The following is a 17,518-nucleotide window of genomic DNA, read 5'->3' as shown; positions in this document are numbered from 1 at the left end:
CGAGTTGGAGGTGACCATGCCCGACGCCACGCCGCTGTTGCGGGTCCGCGCGGTGTCGAAGTCGTTCGGCGCGGTCGCCGCCGTCCGCGAGGTCTCCTTCGACCTGTACGGCGGTGAGGCGCGCGCCCTGGTCGGCGAGAACGGGGCCGGGAAGTCCACGATCGTGAAGATGCTGGCCGGTGTGCACCGCCCGGACACCGGCAGCATCGAGCTGAACGGCGTACCCACCGATCTCGGGACGCCGGCCGACGCGAAGGCGGCCGGGATCGCGGTCATCTACCAGGAGCCGACGCTGTTCCCGGACCTGTCGGTGGCGGAGAACATCGCGATGGGCCGCCAGCCTCTGGGTCGTTTCAAAACCATCGACCGGGCCGCGATGGTCCGGCAGGCTGCCCCGCGCCAGTACGTCAAGGACGGCACGGTGAAGAAGTTCGCGCTGTGGAACCCGGCCGACATCGGGTACCTGGCTGCATATGCCGGTGCCGCGATGAGCTCGGGCCAGATCACCGGCGCGCAGGGCGAGAAGTTCAAGGCCGGGAAGCTCGGTGAGTACACCATCGGCGCGGACGGCGAGATCGTGCTCGGCCCGCCGACCGAGTTCACCGCGGAAAACATCGACCAGTTCAACTTCTGAGGGCCGTCCTGTGAATCGCTACTGCTTCTGCCTCCAGGTCAAACCCGACCGTCTGGAGGAGTACGTCGTCCGCCACCGCGACGTCTGGCCGGAGATGCAGGCCGCGTTGCGGGAGACCGGGTGGCACAACTACTCGCTCTTCCTCCGTGACGACGGCCTGCTGATCGGGTACGTCGAGGCCGAGGACCTGGAGGCGGCGCAGAAGGCGATGGCGGCGACCGAGATCAATGCCCGCTGGCAAGCCGAGATGACCGAATTCTTCACCGGGATCGACGGACGGCCGCCGGATGAATCGTTCCTCCTGCTGCCCGAGATCTTCCACCTGAAAGAGGACTGAAACCATGACGACCGACGCTGTGAAGAGTGCCCTGAGCCGCCAGGAGATCGAACTGCCCTCGTGGGCGTTCGGCAACTCGGGCACCCGGTTCAAGGTGTTCAGCCAGCCCGGTGTGCCGCGCTCGCCGGAGGAGAAGATCGCCGACGCCGCAATGGTGCACAAGTACACCGGGGTCGCCCCGAGCGTCGCGCTGCACATCCCCTGGGACAAGGTGGACGACTACGCGGCGCTGGCGGCGTACGCGAAGGAGCAGGGGGTTCGCCTCGGCGCGATCAACTCCAACGTCTTCCAGGACGACGACTACAAGCTCGGCAGCGTCACCAACCCCGACCCCGCGGTACGGCGGAAGGCGACCGACCACCTGCTCGAGTGCGTCGACATCATGGACGCGACCGGGTCCCGCGACCTGAAGCTGTGGTTCTCCGACGGCACCAACTACCCGGGCCAGGACGACATCCAGGACCGGCAGGACCGGCTGGCCGCCGCGCTGAAGGAGGTGTACGACCGGCTCGGTGACGACCAGCGGATGCTGCTGGAGTACAAGCTGTTCGAGCCGGCCTTCTACACCACGGACGTGCCGGACTGGGGTACGTCGTACGCGCACTGCCTGGAGCTGGGGCCGAAGGCGACCGTCTGCATCGACACCGGGCACCACGCGCCGTCGACGAACATCGAGTTCATCGTCGCCTTCCTGCTCCGGGCCAAGAAGCTCGGCGCGTTCGACTTCAACAGCCGGTTCTACGCCGACGACGACCTGATGGTCGGCGCGGCGGACCCGTTCCAGCTGTTCCGGATCATGAACGAGATCGTCCGCGGCGACGCCCTCGACCCGGACCGCGGGATCGCCTTCATGCTCGACCAGTGCCACAACATCGAGGTGAAGATCCCGGCCATCATCCGCTCGGTGATGAACGTCCAGGAGGCCACCGCGAAGGCGCTGCTGGTCGACCGGGACGCGCTCCGGAAGGCGCAGCAGGACGGCGACGTGCTCGGCGCCAACGCCGCGCTGATGGACGCGTACAACACCGACGTCCGCCCGCTGCTCGCCGAGCTGCGCGAGTCGCAGGGCCTGGACCCGAATCCGGTCGCCGCCTACCAGCGCAGCGGCTACTACGAGCAGATCGTCAAGGACCGAGCCGACGGCCAGCAGGCCGGATGGGGAGCCTGAGAACATCATGACCGACACTGCAGCCGAACTTGTTGCGCGTAGCAACAGACTGGGTGCCGATCCGCGCAACACGAACTACGCCGGCGGGAACACCTCGGCGAAGGGCACGACGACCGACCCGGTAACCCAGCAGCCGGTCGACCTGGTCTGGGTGAAGGGGTCCGGCGGCGACCTCGGCACGCTGACCGCCGCCGGCCTCGCCGTACTGCGGCTGGACCGGCTGAACTCGCTGGTCGACGTGTACCCGGGCGTCGACCGTGAGGACGAGATGGTCGCCGCGTTCGACTACTGCCTGCACGGCAAGGGCGGCGCGGCGCCGTCGATCGACACCGCGATGCACGGGCTGGTCGACGCTCCACACGTCGATCATCTGCACCCGGACTCCGGGATCGCGCTGGCGACCGCGGCCGACGGCGAGAAGCTCACCGCCGAGTGCTTCGGCGACCGGGTGGTCTGGGTGCCGTGGCGGCGGCCCGGGTTCCAGCTCGGCCTCGACATCGCGGCGGTGAAGCGGGACAACCCGCAGGCGATCGGCTGCATCCTGGGCGGCCACGGCATCACCGCGTGGGGCGACACCTCCGAGGAGTGCGAGGCGAACTCCCTCGACATCATCCGTACGGCGGAACGCTTCCTGGCCGAGCGCGGCAAGCCGGAGCCGTTCGGTGCTGTCGTGCCAGGCTTCGAGGCTCTCCCGGCGGAGGAGCGTCGACTGCGGGCGGCAGCGCTGGCTCCGGTCGTCCGCGGTCTCGCGTCGACCGACAAACCGCAGGTCGGCCACTACAACGACTCCGAGGTCGTGCTCGAGTTCACCGCTCGGGAGAAACTCGGTGAACTGGCGGCACTCGGCACCTCGTGCCCCGATCACTTCCTGCGGACGAAGGTCCGTCCGCTGGTTCTCGACCTGCCGCCGACGGCCCCGCTCGAGGAGGCCGTGACCCGGCTGCGGCAGTTGCACCTGCAGTACCGCGAGGACTACGCGGCGTACTACGACCGGCACGCGCAGCCGGACAGCCCGCCGATGCGGGGCGCGGACCCGGCGATCGTGCTGGTGCCCGGGGTCGGCATGTTCAGCTTCGGCAAGGACAAGCAGACCGCGCGGGTGGCCGGCGAGTTCTACGTGAACGCGATCAACGTGATGCGTGGGGCCGAGGCGGTGTCGACGTACGCGCCGATCGACGAGAGCGAGAAGTTCCGGATCGAGTACTGGGCGCTGGAAGAGGCCAAGCTGCAGCGGATGCCGGCGCCGAAGCCGCTCGCGACCCGGGTGGCCTTCGTCACCGGTGGTGGGTCGGGGATCGGCAAGGCGATCGCGCAGCGGCTGGCCGCCGAGGGCGCGTGTGTCGTGGTGGCCGACCTCGATCTGGCCGCGGCCGAGGCGGTGGCCAAGGAGATCGGATCGTCCGACGTCGCCGTTGCCGTGGGCGCCGACGTGTCCTCCGGGGAGGCTGTCGAGGAGGCGCTGCGGCAGGCCGTGCTGGCCTTCGGCGGCGTCGACCTGGTTGTCAACAACGCCGGGCTGTCCATCTCGAAGTCGTTGCTGGAGACAACGGATCGGGACTGGGACCTGCAGCACGACGTGATGGCGAAGGGCTCGTTCCTGGTGTCCCGGGCGGCCGCGAAGGTGATGATCGACCAGGCCATCGGCGGCGACATCGTCTACATCTCCAGCAAGAACTCCGTCTTCGCCGGCCCGAACAACGTCGCGTACGGCGCGGCCAAGGCCGACCAGGCGCACCAGGTCCGGCTGCTCGCCGCCGAGCTCGGCGAACACGGGATCCGCGTCAACGGCGTGAACCCGGACGGCGTCGTCCGCGGCTCCGGGATCTTCGCCAAGGGCTGGGGCGCCCAGCGGGCCGCGGTGTACGGCGTACCGGAGTCGGAGCTGGGTGCGTACTACGCGCAGCGCACGCTGCTGAAGCGGGAGGTGCTGCCGGAGCATGTGGCGGCAGCCGTGTTCGCGCTGACCGGTGGGGAGCTCACGCACACGACCGGTCTGCATGTTCCCGTCGATGCCGGCGTAGCTGCCGCGTTCCTGCGTTAGGAGGCTGGAATGACCGAGCTGGATGTTCGCCCAGGGCTGGAGCGGATCACCACGCGCAAGACCAGGATCGGCCTGGTCGCCGGCGGTCTGGGCGCCTACTGGCCGCAGTTCCCCGACCTGCTGCCGCAGCTGCAGGCGTCCGCTCGGCGGGTGTCCGAGCGGTTCTCCTTGCTTGACTGTGAGGTCGTCGACGTCGGGTTCATCTCGGACGCGCAGGAAGGTGCTGCGGCGGCCGAGAAGCTGCGGGTGGCGGACTGCGACCTGATCGTCGGGTTCCTCACCACCTACATGACCGCGTCGATGCTGGTGCCGGTCGCGCAGCGCAGCGGTGCGCCCGTGCTGCTGCTCAACCTGCAGCCGACCGAGTCGATGAACCACGCGACCTTCGACACCGGTGCATGGCTCGCGTACTGCGGCGCCTGCCCGCTGCCCGAGATGGCGAACGCGTTCGAGCGCTGCGGGATCGACTTCCGGTCGGTGTCGGGGTACCTCGAGGACGAGCGGGCGTGGGCGCGGATCGACCGGTGGATCCGGGCGGCCGGGGTCCGGGCGGCGTTCCGGCACGGGCGGCACGGTCTGCTCGGGCATCTGTACCCGGGCATGATGGACGTGATCACCGACCCGACGCTGGTGTCGTCGCAGCTCGGCGGGCACGTCGAGATCCTGGAGATCGACGACCTCCGGGTACGGGTCGAGAAGGTGACCGAGGCGGAGACCGCGGCCCGGATGGACCTGGCCCGGGAGATCTTCACGCTCGACGACTCCGTGGTCGAGGAGGACTTCCGGTGGGGTGCGACGGTGTCGGTCGCGCTCGATCGGCTGGTCGAGGACTTCTCCCTTGACTCGCTGGCCTACTACCACCGAGGGCTCGACGGGGAGATGCACGAGCGGGTCGCGGCCGGGATGATCCTCGGCGCTTCGTTGCTGACGGCAAGGGGGATTCCGGCGGCCGGTGAGTACGAGCTGCGGACGTCGCTGGCGATGCTGGTGATGGACCGGCTCGGCGCAGGCGGTTCGTTCACCGAGCTGCAGGCGCTGAACTTCCACGACAACGTGGTCGAGATGGGTCACGACGGGCCGGCGCACCTGGCGATCAGCTCGGACAAGCCGTTGCTGCGCGGGCTCGGGGTGTACCACGGCAAGCGTGGCTGGGGTGTTTCGGTCGAGTTCGACGTCAAGCACGGGCCGGTGACGGCGTGTGGGCTCGGGCAGCGCCGGGACGGTTCGTTCAACCTCATTGCGTCCGAGGGCACCGTCGTACCCGGACCGCTGCTGCAGATCGGGAACACCACGTCGCGGGTCGACTTCGGGTGCGACCCGGGTGAGTGGACCGACGCGTGGTCCGGGTCCGGTGTCGCGCACCACTGGGCGCTCGGGACCGGTCACCGCGCCGAGGACCTGGCGGCGGTCGCCGACCTTCTCCATCTCGACCTGACCGTCGTCTCACCATGAAGCGCGTCGCGGCGGTGGATCTGGGCGCGTCCAGCGGGCGCGTCATGCTCGGCTCCGTCGGTGACGGCGTGCTCGAGCTCTCCGAGATCCACCGCTTCTGGAACGGCCCGGTGCAGGTCCACAACACCCTGCATTGGGACATCCTCCACCTCTACCGCTCCATGCTCGAAGGCCTCCACCAGGCCGGCCCCGTCGACTCCATCGGCATCGACTCCTGGGCCGTCGACTACGCCCTTCTGGACCGCACCGGCCACCTCCTGGCCAACCCCACCCACTACCGCGACGCCCGCACGGACGGCGTGATGGAACGGGTCCTCGAGAAGGTCTCGGTGGCCGAGTTATACGACGTGACGGGCCTTCAGCAGCTGCCGTTCAACACCATCTACCAGTTGGCCGCCGAGGGACTGCTCGAGCAGGCGGACAAGCTGTTGATGATCCCCGATCTTCTGGCCTACTGGCTCACGGGGGAGATCGGGGTCGAGCGGACCAACGCTTCTACTACGCAGTTGTACGACGTGCGGTCGCGCGGGTGGAGTGAGGTGTTGGCTTCGCGGGTTGGTGTGTCGATGGAGTTGTTGCCGGGGTTGCGGGATCCGGGCGCGGTGATCGGGACCGTGTTGCCGGAAACTGGGTTGGCGGCGGGGACGCCGGTGATCGCGGTGGGGTCGCATGACACCGCGTCGTCCGTGGTTGCTGTGCCTGCGGCTGACGAGCGGTTTGCGTACATCTCGTCGGGCACGTGGTCGCTGGTGGGCCTGGAGCTGGACGCGCCGGTGCTCTCGGACGAGGCGCGGGAGGCCAACTTCACCAACGAAGGCGGCGTCGACGGGCGGATCCGGTTCCTGAAGAACGTGATGGGGCTGTGGATCCTGCAGGAGTGCCAGCGGAGCTGGGGCGACGACGACCTGCCCGGGCTGCTGCGGGACGCCGCCGGCGCGCCGCCGTTCGCCGTACTGATCGATCCGGACGCTCCCGAGTTCCTTGCTCCGGGCAACATGCCGGCTCGGATCGACGAGCACTGCCGAGCCAGCGGGCAGGAGCCGCCGCAGTCGAAGGCGGCCGCGGTCCGCTGCGTGCTGGAGAGCCTCGCCCTGGCCTACCGCCGAACCCTGCGGTCGGCACAGGTGATCGCTGACCGGCCGGTCGACGTACTCCATGTCATCGGCGGCGGCTCGCAGAACGAGCTGCTCTGCCAACTGACCGCCGACGCCTGCGGCCTGCCGGTACTCGCCGGCCCGGTCGAGGCGTCCGCCCTCGGCAACGTCCTCGTCCAGGCCCGTGCCCTGGGCGAACCCCTGCCGGACCTGAGCGCCATGCGCGCGCTGGTCCGCGCCACCCATCGACTGCGGCGCTACGAGCCGCAGGGAAAACCGGCCGACTGGGACGCCGCCGAGTCCCGGGTGTTCGGAACAAGGTGATCCGTAATGACCGTCCTCCCCCAGGAAATCCGTCCGCTCGCGCGCCGGGTGCCGCCGCGTGAGATCAGCCATGACGACCTGCAACTGCTCCGGCTGCTCGCCACCGGGCTTCCGGTGGACAGCGTGGCCCGCCGGCTCGATCTGTCCGAGCGGACCGTCCGCCGCCGTACCCGGATGATCTGCGACCGCCTCGGCTTCGGCACGGCCATCGAGGCGATCGTCTGGGCCGCCCGCCGCGGCCTGGTCTGACCACTCACCCTCCCCTGCAGAAACCGCCCCTTCTCCGGAGGAGTCCGCCCCATGTCCGTCCGTTCCAGGCTGGGCTGCCTGCACAGCGTCCTCGTCCTGCTGACCCCTGTGCTCCCTGCGGACGCGGCTCCGGCCCGTCCGCAGGTGCACGACCTGAAGACGAACAGCCTCACCGATCCCCTCGGCGTCCCCGGCGCGGCACCTTCAACGACGTCGGGATGAACTCGTTCAACCACTACGCGTACGGCGCGGTCGGCGAGTGGATGTACCGGATGCTGGCCGGTGTGTCGGCGGCGGAGCCGGGGTACAAGAAGATCCTGGTCGCGCCGGTGCCGGGTGCCGGAATCACCTCGGCCGCGCGCCGGCTGCAGACACCGTACGGCGAGGTCGCGAGCAGCCGGTGGTCCGGGGCCGACGGGTTCACGCTGGATCTGACCGTGCCGGCGAACACCACCGCGATCGTGCGAATCCCGGGTACGTCCGGCGAGCGAACAGTTGCCTCGGGCACCTATCACTTCCGGGGGCGTTAGCGGCCCGGGTGTCGGGGTACTGGGGTTCCGAACGTCGAGCCCGAGGAGGAGCGATGGACGGAATGACCATCCTGTGGATCGTTGTCGCACTGGCGGTGCTGGTGATCGTGGTGGCGCTGGTCGCCGGAGCCCTGTCCAAGCGCCGGGCCCAGCGGGAACAGCAGCAGGCGCAAGAGCACGAGCAGCAGGCCAGGACGTCGGCGGCACGCGCGGACAAGCAGCAGGCCGCGGCCGACGAGGTCGAGGCGAGGGCGCGCAAGGCGCAGGCGATCGCCGACGAGAAGGCGGCCGAGGCGCGCCGTCTCGAGGCCGGCGCCGCCGAACGGCGTGAAGCCGCCGCCGAGGCTCGCACCGAGTCCGACGAGCACCGCACCCAGGCCCAGAACCTGCACCCCGACCAGGACACGCCCCACGCGGCGACCTGGGGCAAGGAGCGGACGGGGCAGGAAGGCGAGGCGACTGACGAGGAGCACTGGGCGGACGGGCAGCACCCGGACGACCCGCGCCGTCAGGCCAAGCCGGCGGAAGAACACCCCAAGCACCTGAAGCGCTGACGCACCAGACGCACGGATCCCGCCGGGAGCGCAACGGGGCTGATCACGGCACCTGACCGGAAACAGGTGGCCCAGGCTCCCCCGGCGGGATCAGTGCGTTCAGATCAGGTAGCGGAACTCCGGTGAGTTCGGGTTGATCCGCTCGATCTCCAGCGGCGCCGCCTCCATCCGGGCCAGCAGGCCGTCCAGGTCACCGGCCCGGCTGATCTCGATGCCGACCAGCGCCACCCCGGTCTCCCGGTTGTTCCGCTTCACGTACTCGAACAGCGTGATGTCGTCATCCGGTCCGAGCACCTCGTCCAGGAACGCCCGCAGCGCACCGGGCTCCTGCGGGAACGTTACCAGGAAGTAGTGCTTCAGCCCCTCGTACACCAGCGAGCGCTCGAGGATCTCGCCGTACCGGCTGACGTCGTTGTTGCCGCCGGACAGCAGGCAGACCACGGTCTCACCCGGACGTACGGCGAGACCGTTGCCCAGAGCGCCCGTCGACAGCGCGCCCGCGGGCTCGGCGATCAGGCCGTCGGTCTGGTACAGCTCGAGCATCTCGCTGCACACCAGGCCTTCCGGCACGGACATCATCTGGACGCCGGCCGTCGCGACCAACGGCAACGTCACGTCGCCGACGCGTCGCACTGCCGCACCGTCCACGAAGCTGTCCAGATGCGGCAGCGCCACCGGCCCACCGGCCGCCAGCGCCGCCGCCATGCTTGCCGCGCCGGCCGGTTCCACCCCGACGATCCGTACGCCGGGATGGCGCTCGGCCAGCCAGGTCGCGACACCCGCGATCAGCCCGCCACCACCGACCGGCACGACGAGCACATCGGGCGCGTGTCCGAGCTGCTCGACGAGCTCGACCGCGACGGTTCCCTGTCCGGCAACGGTTCTCGGGTCGTCGAACGCGGGCACCATCGTGGCGCCGCTGGCCTCGGCGTCCGCGAGGGCTGCCGCGGCGGCGTCGTCGTACGTGTCGCCGGTGACGATCACCTGGATCTGCTTGCCACCGAGGGCCGCGATCCGGTCGCGCTTCTGGCGGGGCGTCGTACGGGGCACGTAGACCTTGCCCTGGACACCGAGAATGTGGCACGAGTACGCCAGGCCCTGGCCGTGGTTGCCCGCGCTGGCGCACACCACACCGGCCGCCTTCTGCTCGTCGTCGAGCTGGGCGATCAGGTTGTAGGCGCCGCGAAGCTTGTAGGACCGGCCGATCTGCAGGTCTTCGCGCTTGAGCCAGACCTGGGCGCCGGTGCGCTCGGTCAGCCGGAGGTTGCGTTGCAACGGTGTACGGACAGCGACACCGTCGAGTCGCTTGACCGCTTCGTCGACGGCTGCCGCGTCAACCGCCTTCTGGTCTGTGCCGCTGGTCGATCGAGCGACTGAACTACTGCCCTGCATGAGCTTCCTTCCCGTGCATTTGCACGATCTTCGCCGATTCGCTCGATGCACAAGACAATTCGCGTCCACAGTACGGACGACTCACTACCTTTGCGCAACAGACCCTTGCCTCAGGCGTGAAACGGCTCTTCACTGGGCAGTCTAGTTTTCATACGCTCACTCGGTGTAACGGCCAGGGTCCTGGACGGGATGAGCCGAGTAAAGCCGGTCACAGTGGACTGGAGGGCACGAATGGAACTGATTCCGTTCAGTCTGTGGGGAGACGCCCTGTGGTGTGGTCAGGAGGTCGTGCGGGAGGCCCCGCACGAGCAGGCGATCCGAAGCCTGTTCCCGGACCCCATCCCAGCGCGAGGAGCAGACCTGGACACCGAAGCGGACCTGGTCCCGGAACCGCACAACCGTTTCGATCCCCGATCCATCGCCGTACGGGTGCAGGGGAAGGTTGTCGGCTACCTGCCGAGGGACGATGCGCACCGGTACCACCCGGTGCTGGCAGAACTGGTGGCGCAAGGCCTGCAACCGCAGGTGCCGTGCCACCTGTGGGTGAGTGAGTGGGAACCGGCCGACTGGGAGGGCAAGGGAGACCAAGGCACGGAGTTTCACGCGAGTGTCGCGGTAGCCCTCGGGCAGCCGCACATGCTGGTTCCGGTGAACCTGCCTCCACCGGGCAGTTTCCACCTGCTGCCGCCCGGCAGCGGCATCGTCGTACCGGGCAGTGAGGTCCACCCGGAGGTGCTGGCGCCGTTCTTCCGGGCCGAGGGCGAGTGCTGGGCGTACGCCACCATGCACGCGCTCGAGGAGGAGGACGGGATCCAGGACCGGCACCGGATCGTGGTCGAGATCAGGCTGGACGACGAACCGGTCGGGCGGCTGAGCCCGCGGCTGAGCGCCGAGTTCCTGCCGGCCATCCACTACCTGGCCGACATGCGCGCCGAGACCGCCGCCCGGGTCGCCGTCCGCGGCGACCGCACCGCATCGGAGGTGATCCTCTACGCGGCTCGGAGTCACGACCTGCCGGCTACTTGGCCGGACGGCCTGACCCGATCCCCAGTCGCGTCCCCCCAATGGCACTACTGGGCTACCAAGGAAGCCAACTAGGCGGCTGCGCAGTACTCACCACGCCCTCTGGCGGGTACTGCGGAGCTACTTGATCCAACTAGCCTCCGGCCATGGAACTCATGCCGCCGCCGGACGCCGAGGTGGCCGGGCGGACCCTGGACTACCTTGCCGATTCCGCGGTGCTGCTGGTCCACCGGGTCGCCGGGTCGCTGCCCGTCGATCCGGTGGCCTGGGAGCTCGAGGCGGCTGCGGAGGTCCTCGACCGCGAGGCGCCGCCGGATCAGGCTGTGCTCGCGATTCTCGCCGTACCGGACGAGATCCTGCGGGAGGTGCTGCATGCCGAGCTGCAGCACCTCGGTGCGCTGCTGAGCGGGCGTGAGCCTGATCGGCCGTTGCCGCAGATCACAGCCCTGGTCGAGGCCCGGCTGAGCCAGCTCACTGCCGCCGCGTCTCGGAAATAGGTTTGCCGAGCCGAGGTGGTTCGCGTTGGGTTGACGTGTGACGGAACTGCGTACTGAGAGGCTGTTGCTGCGGCGATGGCGGGACTCCGACCTGGAGCCGTGGGCCGCGATGAACGCGGACCCGGAGGTGCGGGAGCACCTGGGTGAGGTGCTGACGCGGGAGCAGAGCGATGCCTCGGTCGCGCTCTTCCAGCAGGAGTTCGACGCCCGCGGGTACGGCTGGTGGGCGGTCGAGGCGAGCGGCGAGTTCATCGGCTTCGCCGGCCTGGACGACGTCGACCCCGAGGTGCCGTTCACCGGCGTGGAGATCGGCTGGCGCCTCGCCCGCTCCTCCTGGGGCCACGGCTACGCCACCGAGGCCGCCCGCGCAGTCCTCGCCTACGGCTTCGACACCCTCGACCTCCCCGAGATCCTCGCCATCACCACCGCCACCAACCACCGCTCCCAAGCAGTCATGCGCCGCCTGGGCATGACCCACACCCCCACCGACACCTTCGAAGACCCCACCGCCCCCGAAGGCCCCCTCCGCCCCCACGTCGTCTACCGAATCACCCGCTGACCCTCAAGGCATCTGCCTGTGGGTTGGCAGTGTGGAGGCGGGCGGTCGCTCGGGTTCTGAGGTTGGGCATCAGGGGGAGAGGTAGAAGAGTTCGGGGTCGCCTTCGTCGAGGCCGTGCAGGATGCCGGTGGCGGACCAGCCGGCGTGTTGCAGGAGTTGCTGCATCGGAAGGTTCGAGACGTTGGTCGAGGTGAAGAGCTTCGGGGTGGTGCAGGACGTCTTTGCGGCGTCGAGCAGGAGCCGGCCGATCCCTTGGCGGCGGACGTTCGCGTCGACCATCAGCATGGTGACGAAGCCCTGCTCGAAGAAGGTGTACTCGATGGTGACGTAGCCGACAAGCCGTTGCATCTCGTCCTCGGCGGTCAGGGCGAGGTCCTGTTCGCACCAGCGGCGGATCGCCTCGGCCCGCGCTTCGTTGCCGGCCGCAGCGATCGCATCGATCTCGGTCAGCGACTTCCAGTCCGTCGCGGCTGCTCGTCGTACCGTCACGTCCATGCCCGGCATCCTGGCACGCCGCTCGGTCGGCTAGCGCGCGATTTAGTCGTCCTCGCGGAGATCTCGTCCCGAGGCTCCACGCCTACTGGCAGGCCACGACGAGGAAGACCGGGAAGCGGTTCATGTCGTGTTTGGGTGAGGTGGGGTCGATGGCCGGCGCGGGTTCGGCGGTTCGGGTGAGGGTGAAGCCGTGGGCGTGGAGGGTGTTGAGGTAGGTCGAGAGCGTGCGGTGGTTGGCGCCGACCTGTTGGCGTAGCGTCGACAGGGTGCCGTCGGCCTGCCAGTAGCGCTCGTCGTAGTACGTGCCGTCGGACGGCCAGGCGCCGGAAACGCCTTCTATTCCTGGGAAACAGGGGTGCAGGGTCGTGAGAACGAACGTGCCGCCTCGGCGCAGGAGGCGACGGACGTTGGCCAGGGCGCCGTCCAGGTCGTCGATGTCTGCAATCCCCATGCTGCAGACGGCGGCGTCGTACTCCTTGCCCTGCAGGAGTCGTGGATCCGACGCGTCCGCTTGGATGTACTGGATGCCCAGCGGCTCCTGCTCCTCGAGCTCACGTGCCTTGCCGAGCATCGCGGTCGAGAGGTCGACGCCGACCACGGATCCGCCTCTGCGCGCGAGGCCCCGGCTGATCCGGCCGTGGCCGCAGGCAACATCCAGCACTCGCTTGCCGTCGACGTCGCCGAGGAGGTCGAAGAGCGCGGTGGTGACGGGATCGGTGAGGTCGTCCGTCCAGCCGGAGGCGTAGTAGTCGGCAACTTCGTCGTACCGCGCGGCGGTGGTCATGTTGTCGACACTAGCGACGTACCTCAGGTGGAACACGCGCTTCGCGTCTGCCCTCAGTTAACGCCGGTGCTCAGCTGAGCTGCGTCCGGCCAGCTCATGCGCAGGCACTTCGGGCTGCCGTTGAGCCGAGTGGGGTCTCCGCCAGGTGGAGGGACCGTTGCCGCCTCTACCGAGACGGCTCCGCGGGCGATGTAGAAGCTCTGCGCGCTCGTGTTCTGCTGCAGCACCCACAAGTACATCGCGTTGCTGTTCGCCTGGTCGACGACGGCCTGCGCGGCACGGGCGATCAGCTGGGTGCCTATGCCGGTACGACGATTGCTGTTGTAGACATGCAGATTGTCGACAAGACTGCCCCACCGCGGGTCGTGATCGAACATCACATGCACGAACCCGACAAGCTGACCGTCGTCCTCGGCAATGATCGTGGCGGTGTCGGACGGCGCAGCCAGCCGTCCTGACCACACCGCCCGCCGCTCACTCTCGACATCCCCGTCGAGATACGCGTCGGCGTACGCCCCCCGATAGTGCCGCCGCCAACTATCGGCATGCAGCCACCCAACCTGGTCAGCGTCCTCGGCGGTCGCCGTACGAAACTCAACCGGCATCTACGCTCCTCCGTCTCAGCCAAAACCGTAGCGAAGGAGCTCGGCCAGCAACCGGTTGTCCATTTCGTGGTCGGCGCCCTCCCAGACGGGCCGGCGGCGTGGCGTGGTGGTTCGCCACGGAGAGTGGTGGCAAGAATCGGGAGGGTGGTGGAGCAGAGCAGGGCGGTGACGGTGTCGCGGTGGTGGCACGGTGTCATCGCGGCGGTCATTCTCGCCTCGCTGGTCATCCAGTAGGTGCTGATCTTCACCGGCGGGGCCGACGCGAACTCGGGCGAGACCGGCGAGTCGATCGGCGTGGGGACCCGGCTGTGGCGACTCTTCAGCTTCTTCACGATCGAGAGCAACCCGATCGTGCTGGCCGCCGCGCTGGCCCTGGTACGGCGGCCGCGCCGCGACGGCTCGGTGTGGCGCGTCGTACGGCTCGACTCGCTTCTCGGCATCGTCATCACCGGTCTGGTGTTCGCCATCGTCCTCGCGCCGCAGGTCGACCTGACCGGCGCCGCTCTCGTGGCGACCATCGGCTTCCACTACATCTCGCCCTGGGCAGCGCTGGCCGCGTGGCTGATCTTGGGCCCTCGACCCCGGATCACGTGGTGAACTGTCGCGTTCGCGTTCATCTGGCCGTGTGCCTGGCTCCTCTACATCTTCATCCAAGGCGCCTTCACCGACTGGTACCCGTACCCCTTCCTCGACGCCGCCGAGATCGGCCTCGGGGCGGCCCTCCGCAACGCCCTCCTCGTCCTCGTCATCGGCGTCGTACTCGCCCTGGGTCTGAAAGCCCTCGACGCGAAGCTGCCCACCACCGACCGCTTGAGACGGTGAGTGTCTGGATCCCGGGATCCCGTTCGTCGGAACTGTGTGACGACTTTCCGGAGGTGTCAGATGCTGGTTGAGGTCAATGGTGTCGAGTTGTGCGTGGAGACGTTCGGGGACCCGGCGGATCCGCCGGTGTTGCTGATCGGCGTCACCATGCTGAGCTGGCCGGACGAGCTGTGTACGGCGCTCGCCGGCCGCTACGTGGTGCGCTACGACCTGCGTGACGCCGGCCAGTCGACGTACGTCGACCCGGACGCGCCCGCCTACAACCTGCGCGACCTGGTGACCGATGCGTCCGAGTTGCTGGTGGCGCTGGAGCTGGGGCGTACGCACGTGGTCGGGCTGGGCGTCGGCGGTTTCATCGCGCAACTGCTCGCCCTCGACCACCTCGACCAGGTCGCGTCGCTGACCCTGGTCTCCACCCGCCCGGTCGCACCCGGCCGGATCGACCGGGACCTGCCCGACCACGATCCGGCGGTGATGAAGCAACTCTTCGGCCGCCCGAAGCCCGACTGGACCGACCGTGACAGCGTGATCGACTACATGACCGGCTCGGCATCGCTGCTCGCCGGCTCGGCCGGATTCGACGAACAGGACGCGCGGACAACCGCGGGCAGGATCTTCGACCGATCCCGACGTACGGCGGAGGCCCAGCGCGCCAGCCAGCTCGGCACAATGTTCGCCGTGATCAACTGCCGCCCGCGCTGGCGCAACCGCCTCCCCAAGATCACCGCCCCCACCCTGGTCATCCACGGCGACGAGGACCCGTTCTTCCCGCACGGCAACGGCGAAGCCCTCGCCGCCGAAATCCCGAACGCCACCCTCCTGACCCTCCCCGGCATCGGCCAAGGCCTACCCCGCCCCACCTGGCCAACCGTCACCAAAGCGCTGCTGGACCACACCTCCTGACTCGCACGAAAGCCGGCCTGGCGGCGCGCGGCCTGGGCGAAGCAGCCGACTGTTGCGCGTCGACTGGTTGAGCCCATCGCCGCTGGGTGGCAGGCTCGCCTGCGTGATTGATGAGTTTGCGAAGGGGTATTTGCATGACGCGCTTCGGTGGGTGCGGGAGGGGATGGTGGCGAAGCTCGATGGGCTTTCCGAGTACGACGTACGGCGGCCGCTGACCGGCACCGGGACGAACCTGCTCGGGCTGGTCAAGCATCTGTCGATCTCGGAGGCCAGGTACCTCGGGGAAGTCTTCGACCGGCCGTTTCCTGAGCCCCTGCCTCGGTGGGACGACGAGTCTCAGCGCGGCGCCGACATGTGGGCGACCGAGCACGAGACTCGCGCCGAGATCATCGACCGCTACCGCCGCGTCTGGGCCCACGCCGACGCGACGATCGACGCCCTTCCCATCGACGCTCCCGGCCACGTCCCCTGGTGGCCGCGCCCCAACGTCAAGCTCTTCAATGTCCTGGTCCACCGCCTCACCGAAACCAGCCGCCACGCCGGCCACGCCGACATCCTCCGCGAACAACTCGACGGCACCGTCGAAGCCCCCCAGAACGACGCCACCTTCTGGGCCAACCGCCGTACCCAGATCGAACAAGCCGCCCAAGCCGCGTCGACGTGAGCTGTCAGGGCAGGTCTTCGAGTACTCGGATGCCGCAGAAGTCGGTGTGGAAGTGACCGGTCAGGGCTCGGATCACCCCGGCGTGACAAACCGCGATGAATGGCTCCGAGTGACCCGCGGCCTGTCTGTGTAGTGCCTTGAGTGCTCGGTCGCGTACGGCGGACATGGGCTCCCAGGCCCGAGTCTCGCCAGCCGGCCACTCACCCCCGCATTCCTCGAAGTCGCTGCTGAGAGCCTGTACGTCGCTGAGTCCACGCCAGGACAATGTCGAATCCGGAAGCCATTCCCGAAGGTCGATCTCGACGGCGGCGAGCGGCAACCGAGTCTCACCGGCAATCAGAATCGCCGTCTGCATGGCTCGAGTCAGCGGCGAGGACACGATGCGCTTTGCCCCCAGCTCTCGAAGTTCCCGCCCGACAGCCTTGGCCTGCTCCATCCCCTTGTCCGTCAACGGCGCCCAATCCCGCGCGGGCCCGAACCACCCCTCCTCATCGATCTGTGGAAACCCCGGCTCACCATGACGAACAAGAAACACACTCGGCATGCCGGCATTGATACCGCACGAGACGCGTGGGCGCCTGGCGAACTGGACGTGTCGCACGGTGGTCGAGAACCCTGGGCCGACCGCGTACGGGCGTATCAGCTAGACGCAGACCCAGCAATAGAGATGCCGGCCATCCGCCTGAGCCCGCCGGGCCAGGCCCGCCAAGTCGCCGAGTACCTCCGCCAGCATCTCCGGGTCTGCCGCACCCCACAACTCTTCTGTCTGCGACCACGGCCATCAGTTGGCGGACGGTGGGTTAGGTGTCGTACCCGAGTCCGTCCCAGGGTTCGTAGTACGCGATGAAGTCTCCGGGCTCGATGTTGATGGAGTACTCGCCCTCGAACTGGTCGACCACCCAGCCGAAGGTCACGCCCTCGATCTCCCTGGTGAACGGCTCGACGTCGATCGGCTCCAGCACGTACTTGCCGAGCTCGGCCAGCCGGGACGCGACGAGCTCGTCCGCACCAGCCGAAGCAGCCTGGCCCGGTGGGAGCCCGGCAGCACGACCAACCTTGTCGACTCGCACCTCATCGAATGTCCCGTCGGCCTTCCAAAAGAACAGCCCGACGTACCCCGAGGCTTCATCGAACAGCTCATCGCTCAGGAAGAACTTCCGGCCATCCTCGGCGGTCCCGGCGTACGGCACGTGATAGTCATCAGGAACGATCCGGAACCGCGTAGGCGCTTGCTCCACAGCCTCTCCTCCACCCGGCGTCGACGAACACCCAGCCAGTACGGCGACCAGCGACAGCACAACCGCCCACAGCAGCGGCCCGCCTCGCCTCGCCCGCGGCACGTACATCGACTGACCCACGCCGCATAACCTACGGCCGGCAGCACCCCTCCG

Annotated in this window: 21 protein-coding genes and 1 pseudogene; 16 read left to right on the top strand and 6 right to left on the bottom strand. The window is 68.6% G+C overall.

Going from position 1 to position 17,518, the window contains the following annotated elements:
- Positions 1-16 precede the first annotated feature (16 nt).
- Genes ACWCOV_RS08465 through ACWCOV_RS08420 form a run of 10 tightly spaced genes read left to right on the top strand, consistent with a single transcriptional unit; the run spans position 17 to position 8,383 of the window.
- Entirely contained in the window at positions 17-634 is a 618-nt protein-coding gene (locus ACWCOV_RS08465; protein WP_449828574.1) for an ATP-binding cassette domain-containing protein, read from the top strand.
- A 10-nt stretch (positions 635-644) separates the two neighbouring features.
- On the top strand, positions 645-971 hold the full coding sequence (locus ACWCOV_RS08460; protein WP_449828573.1) for an L-rhamnose mutarotase: 327 nt from the start codon (positions 645-647) through the stop codon (positions 969-971).
- A 4-nt stretch (positions 972-975) separates the two neighbouring features.
- On the top strand, positions 976-2,139 hold the full coding sequence (gene rhaI, locus ACWCOV_RS08455) for an L-rhamnose isomerase (protein WP_449828572.1): 1,164 nt from the start codon (positions 976-978) through the stop codon (positions 2,137-2,139).
- A gap of 7 nt (positions 2,140-2,146) precedes the next feature.
- On the top strand, positions 2,147-4,180 hold the full coding sequence (locus tag ACWCOV_RS08450) for a bifunctional aldolase/short-chain dehydrogenase (RefSeq protein ID WP_449828571.1): 2,034 nt from the start codon (positions 2,147-2,149) through the stop codon (positions 4,178-4,180).
- Positions 4,181-4,189: 9 nt separating this feature from the next.
- Positions 4,190-5,632 (top strand): arabinose isomerase, encoded by a 1,443-nt coding sequence (locus ACWCOV_RS08445; protein WP_449828570.1) that lies wholly within the window; start codon positions 4,190-4,192, stop codon positions 5,630-5,632.
- Positions 5,629-7,050, top strand: a complete 1,422-nt coding sequence (locus tag ACWCOV_RS08440; protein WP_449828569.1) for a rhamnulokinase — start codon at positions 5,629-5,631, stop codon at positions 7,048-7,050. The genes ACWCOV_RS08445 and ACWCOV_RS08440 overlap by 4 nt, the downstream gene beginning before the upstream one ends.
- Before the next feature lie 6 nt (positions 7,051-7,056).
- Positions 7,057-7,299 carry a LuxR C-terminal-related transcriptional regulator gene (locus ACWCOV_RS08435; protein ID WP_360534971.1) on the top strand — a complete coding sequence of 81 codons (243 nt, stop codon included), beginning with the start codon at positions 7,057-7,059 and terminating at the stop codon, positions 7,297-7,299.
- Positions 7,300-7,350: 51 nt separating this feature from the next.
- Entirely contained in the window at positions 7,351-7,521 is a 171-nt protein-coding gene (locus ACWCOV_RS08430; protein WP_449828568.1) for a hypothetical protein, read from the top strand.
- A complete protein-coding gene (locus tag ACWCOV_RS08425) occupies positions 7,518-7,829 on the top strand; it encodes an alpha-L-rhamnosidase C-terminal domain-containing protein (protein WP_449828567.1) in 312 nt (103 codons plus the stop codon). Before ACWCOV_RS08430 ends, ACWCOV_RS08425 begins: the two co-directional genes overlap by 4 nt.
- A 53-nt stretch (positions 7,830-7,882) precedes the next feature.
- Positions 7,883-8,383, top strand: a complete 501-nt coding sequence (locus ACWCOV_RS08420; protein ID WP_449828566.1) for a hypothetical protein — start codon at positions 7,883-7,885, stop codon at positions 8,381-8,383.
- A gap of 99 nt (positions 8,384-8,482) precedes the next feature.
- Here ACWCOV_RS08420 and ilvA read toward each other — a convergent pair whose 3' ends face one another.
- Positions 8,483-9,775: a threonine ammonia-lyase IlvA gene (gene ilvA, locus ACWCOV_RS08415; protein WP_449828565.1), complete on the bottom strand. Its 1,293-nt coding sequence runs from the start codon at positions 9,773-9,775 to the stop codon at positions 8,483-8,485.
- A gap of 231 nt (positions 9,776-10,006) precedes the next feature.
- On the opposite strand from ilvA, the gene ACWCOV_RS08410 reads away from it, so the two are divergent.
- The 3 genes from ACWCOV_RS08410 to ACWCOV_RS08400 all read left to right on the top strand — a co-directional run bounded on the left by ACWCOV_RS08410 (position 10,007) and on the right by ACWCOV_RS08400 (position 11,854).
- Positions 10,007-10,873, top strand: a complete 867-nt coding sequence (locus ACWCOV_RS08410) for an HIRAN domain-containing protein (RefSeq protein ID WP_449828564.1) — start codon at positions 10,007-10,009, stop codon at positions 10,871-10,873.
- Between the two features lie 71 nt (positions 10,874-10,944).
- Complete coding sequence (locus ACWCOV_RS08405) at positions 10,945-11,295, top strand: hypothetical protein (RefSeq protein ID WP_449828563.1); 351 nt, start codon at positions 10,945-10,947, stop codon at positions 11,293-11,295.
- 64 nt (positions 11,296-11,359) lie between these two features.
- Entirely contained in the window at positions 11,360-11,854 is a 495-nt protein-coding gene (locus ACWCOV_RS08400) for a GNAT family N-acetyltransferase (RefSeq protein ID WP_449828562.1), read from the top strand.
- Positions 11,855-11,923: 69 nt separating this feature from the next.
- On the opposite strand, the gene ACWCOV_RS08395 is transcribed toward ACWCOV_RS08400, so the two are convergent.
- From ACWCOV_RS08395 to ACWCOV_RS08385, 3 genes are all read right to left on the bottom strand, one after another.
- Positions 11,924-12,349, bottom strand: a complete 426-nt coding sequence (locus ACWCOV_RS08395) for an N-acetyltransferase family protein (protein WP_449828561.1) — start codon at positions 12,347-12,349, stop codon at positions 11,924-11,926.
- Between the two features lie 82 nt (positions 12,350-12,431).
- Positions 12,432-13,133 carry a class I SAM-dependent methyltransferase gene (locus tag ACWCOV_RS08390; protein WP_449828560.1) on the bottom strand — a complete coding sequence of 234 codons (702 nt, stop codon included), beginning with the start codon at positions 13,131-13,133 and terminating at the stop codon, positions 12,432-12,434.
- Between the two features lie 53 nt (positions 13,134-13,186).
- On the bottom strand, positions 13,187-13,738 hold the full coding sequence (locus ACWCOV_RS08385) for an N-acetyltransferase family protein (protein ID WP_449828559.1): 552 nt from the start codon (positions 13,736-13,738) through the stop codon (positions 13,187-13,189).
- 234 nt (positions 13,739-13,972) lie between these two features.
- On the opposite strand from ACWCOV_RS08385, the pseudogene ACWCOV_RS08380 reads away from it, so the two are divergent.
- The 3 genes and pseudogenes from ACWCOV_RS08380 to ACWCOV_RS08370 all read left to right on the top strand — a co-directional run bounded on the left by ACWCOV_RS08380 (position 13,973) and on the right by ACWCOV_RS08370 (position 16,127).
- Positions 13,973-14,560 (top strand): annotated as a pseudogene (locus tag ACWCOV_RS08380) (Pr6Pr family membrane protein).
- A 60-nt stretch (positions 14,561-14,620) separates the two neighbouring features.
- Entirely contained in the window at positions 14,621-15,463 is an 843-nt protein-coding gene (locus ACWCOV_RS08375; RefSeq protein ID WP_449828558.1) for an alpha/beta fold hydrolase, read from the top strand.
- A 52-nt stretch (positions 15,464-15,515) separates the two neighbouring features.
- A complete protein-coding gene (locus tag ACWCOV_RS08370) occupies positions 15,516-16,127 on the top strand; it encodes a DinB family protein (RefSeq protein ID WP_449828557.1) in 612 nt (203 codons plus the stop codon).
- Positions 16,128-16,131: 4 nt separating this feature from the next.
- Here ACWCOV_RS08370 and ACWCOV_RS08365 read toward each other — a convergent pair whose 3' ends face one another.
- Positions 16,132-16,671, bottom strand: coding sequence for a histidine phosphatase family protein (locus ACWCOV_RS08365; protein WP_449828556.1), 540 nt, complete (start codon positions 16,669-16,671; stop codon positions 16,132-16,134).
- A gap of 256 nt (positions 16,672-16,927) precedes the next feature.
- Positions 16,928-17,485 carry a hypothetical protein gene (locus tag ACWCOV_RS08360; RefSeq protein ID WP_449828555.1) on the bottom strand — a complete coding sequence of 186 codons (558 nt, stop codon included), beginning with the start codon at positions 17,483-17,485 and terminating at the stop codon, positions 16,928-16,930.
- Positions 17,486-17,518: the final 33 nt, after the last annotated feature.

The organism is Kribbella sp. NPDC002412, from assembly GCF_053592935.1.
The sequence above is the reverse complement of the archived record's forward strand: the minus strand, read 5'-3'. Positions and strand labels throughout refer to the sequence as shown.

Coding starts and splice junctions, on each gene's coding strand:
- ACWCOV_RS08465 (WP_449828574.1), top strand. CDS start 17: ATGCCCGACGCCACGCCGCTGTTGCGGGTCCGCGCGGTGTCGAAGTCG.
- rhaI (WP_449828572.1), top strand. CDS start 976: ATGACGACCGACGCTGTGAAGAGTGCCCTGAGCCGCCAGGAGATCGAA.
- ACWCOV_RS08450 (WP_449828571.1), top strand. CDS start 2,147: ATGACCGACACTGCAGCCGAACTTGTTGCGCGTAGCAACAGACTGGGT.
- ACWCOV_RS08445 (WP_449828570.1), top strand. CDS start 4,190: ATGACCGAGCTGGATGTTCGCCCAGGGCTGGAGCGGATCACCACGCGC.
- ACWCOV_RS08440 (WP_449828569.1), top strand. CDS start 5,629: ATGAAGCGCGTCGCGGCGGTGGATCTGGGCGCGTCCAGCGGGCGCGTC.
- ACWCOV_RS08435 (WP_360534971.1), top strand. CDS start 7,057: ATGACCGTCCTCCCCCAGGAAATCCGTCCGCTCGCGCGCCGGGTGCCG.
- ACWCOV_RS08430 (WP_449828568.1), top strand. CDS start 7,351: ATGTCCGTCCGTTCCAGGCTGGGCTGCCTGCACAGCGTCCTCGTCCTG.
- ACWCOV_RS08425 (WP_449828567.1), top strand. CDS start 7,518: ATGAACTCGTTCAACCACTACGCGTACGGCGCGGTCGGCGAGTGGATG.
- ACWCOV_RS08420 (WP_449828566.1), top strand. CDS start 7,883: ATGGACGGAATGACCATCCTGTGGATCGTTGTCGCACTGGCGGTGCTG.
- ilvA (WP_449828565.1), bottom strand. CDS start 9,775: ATGCAGGGCAGTAGTTCAGTCGCTCGATCGACCAGCGGCACAGACCAG.
- ACWCOV_RS08410 (WP_449828564.1), top strand. CDS start 10,007: ATGGAACTGATTCCGTTCAGTCTGTGGGGAGACGCCCTGTGGTGTGGT.
- ACWCOV_RS08405 (WP_449828563.1), top strand. CDS start 10,945: ATGGAACTCATGCCGCCGCCGGACGCCGAGGTGGCCGGGCGGACCCTG.
- ACWCOV_RS08395 (WP_449828561.1), bottom strand. CDS start 12,349: ATGGACGTGACGGTACGACGAGCAGCCGCGACGGACTGGAAGTCGCTG.
- ACWCOV_RS08390 (WP_449828560.1), bottom strand. CDS start 13,133: ATGACCACCGCCGCGCGGTACGACGAAGTTGCCGACTACTACGCCTCC.
- ACWCOV_RS08385 (WP_449828559.1), bottom strand. CDS start 13,738: ATGCCGGTTGAGTTTCGTACGGCGACCGCCGAGGACGCTGACCAGGTT.
- ACWCOV_RS08375 (WP_449828558.1), top strand. CDS start 14,621: ATGCTGGTTGAGGTCAATGGTGTCGAGTTGTGCGTGGAGACGTTCGGG.
- ACWCOV_RS08365 (WP_449828556.1), bottom strand. CDS start 16,671: ATGCCGAGTGTGTTTCTTGTTCGTCATGGTGAGCCGGGGTTTCCACAG.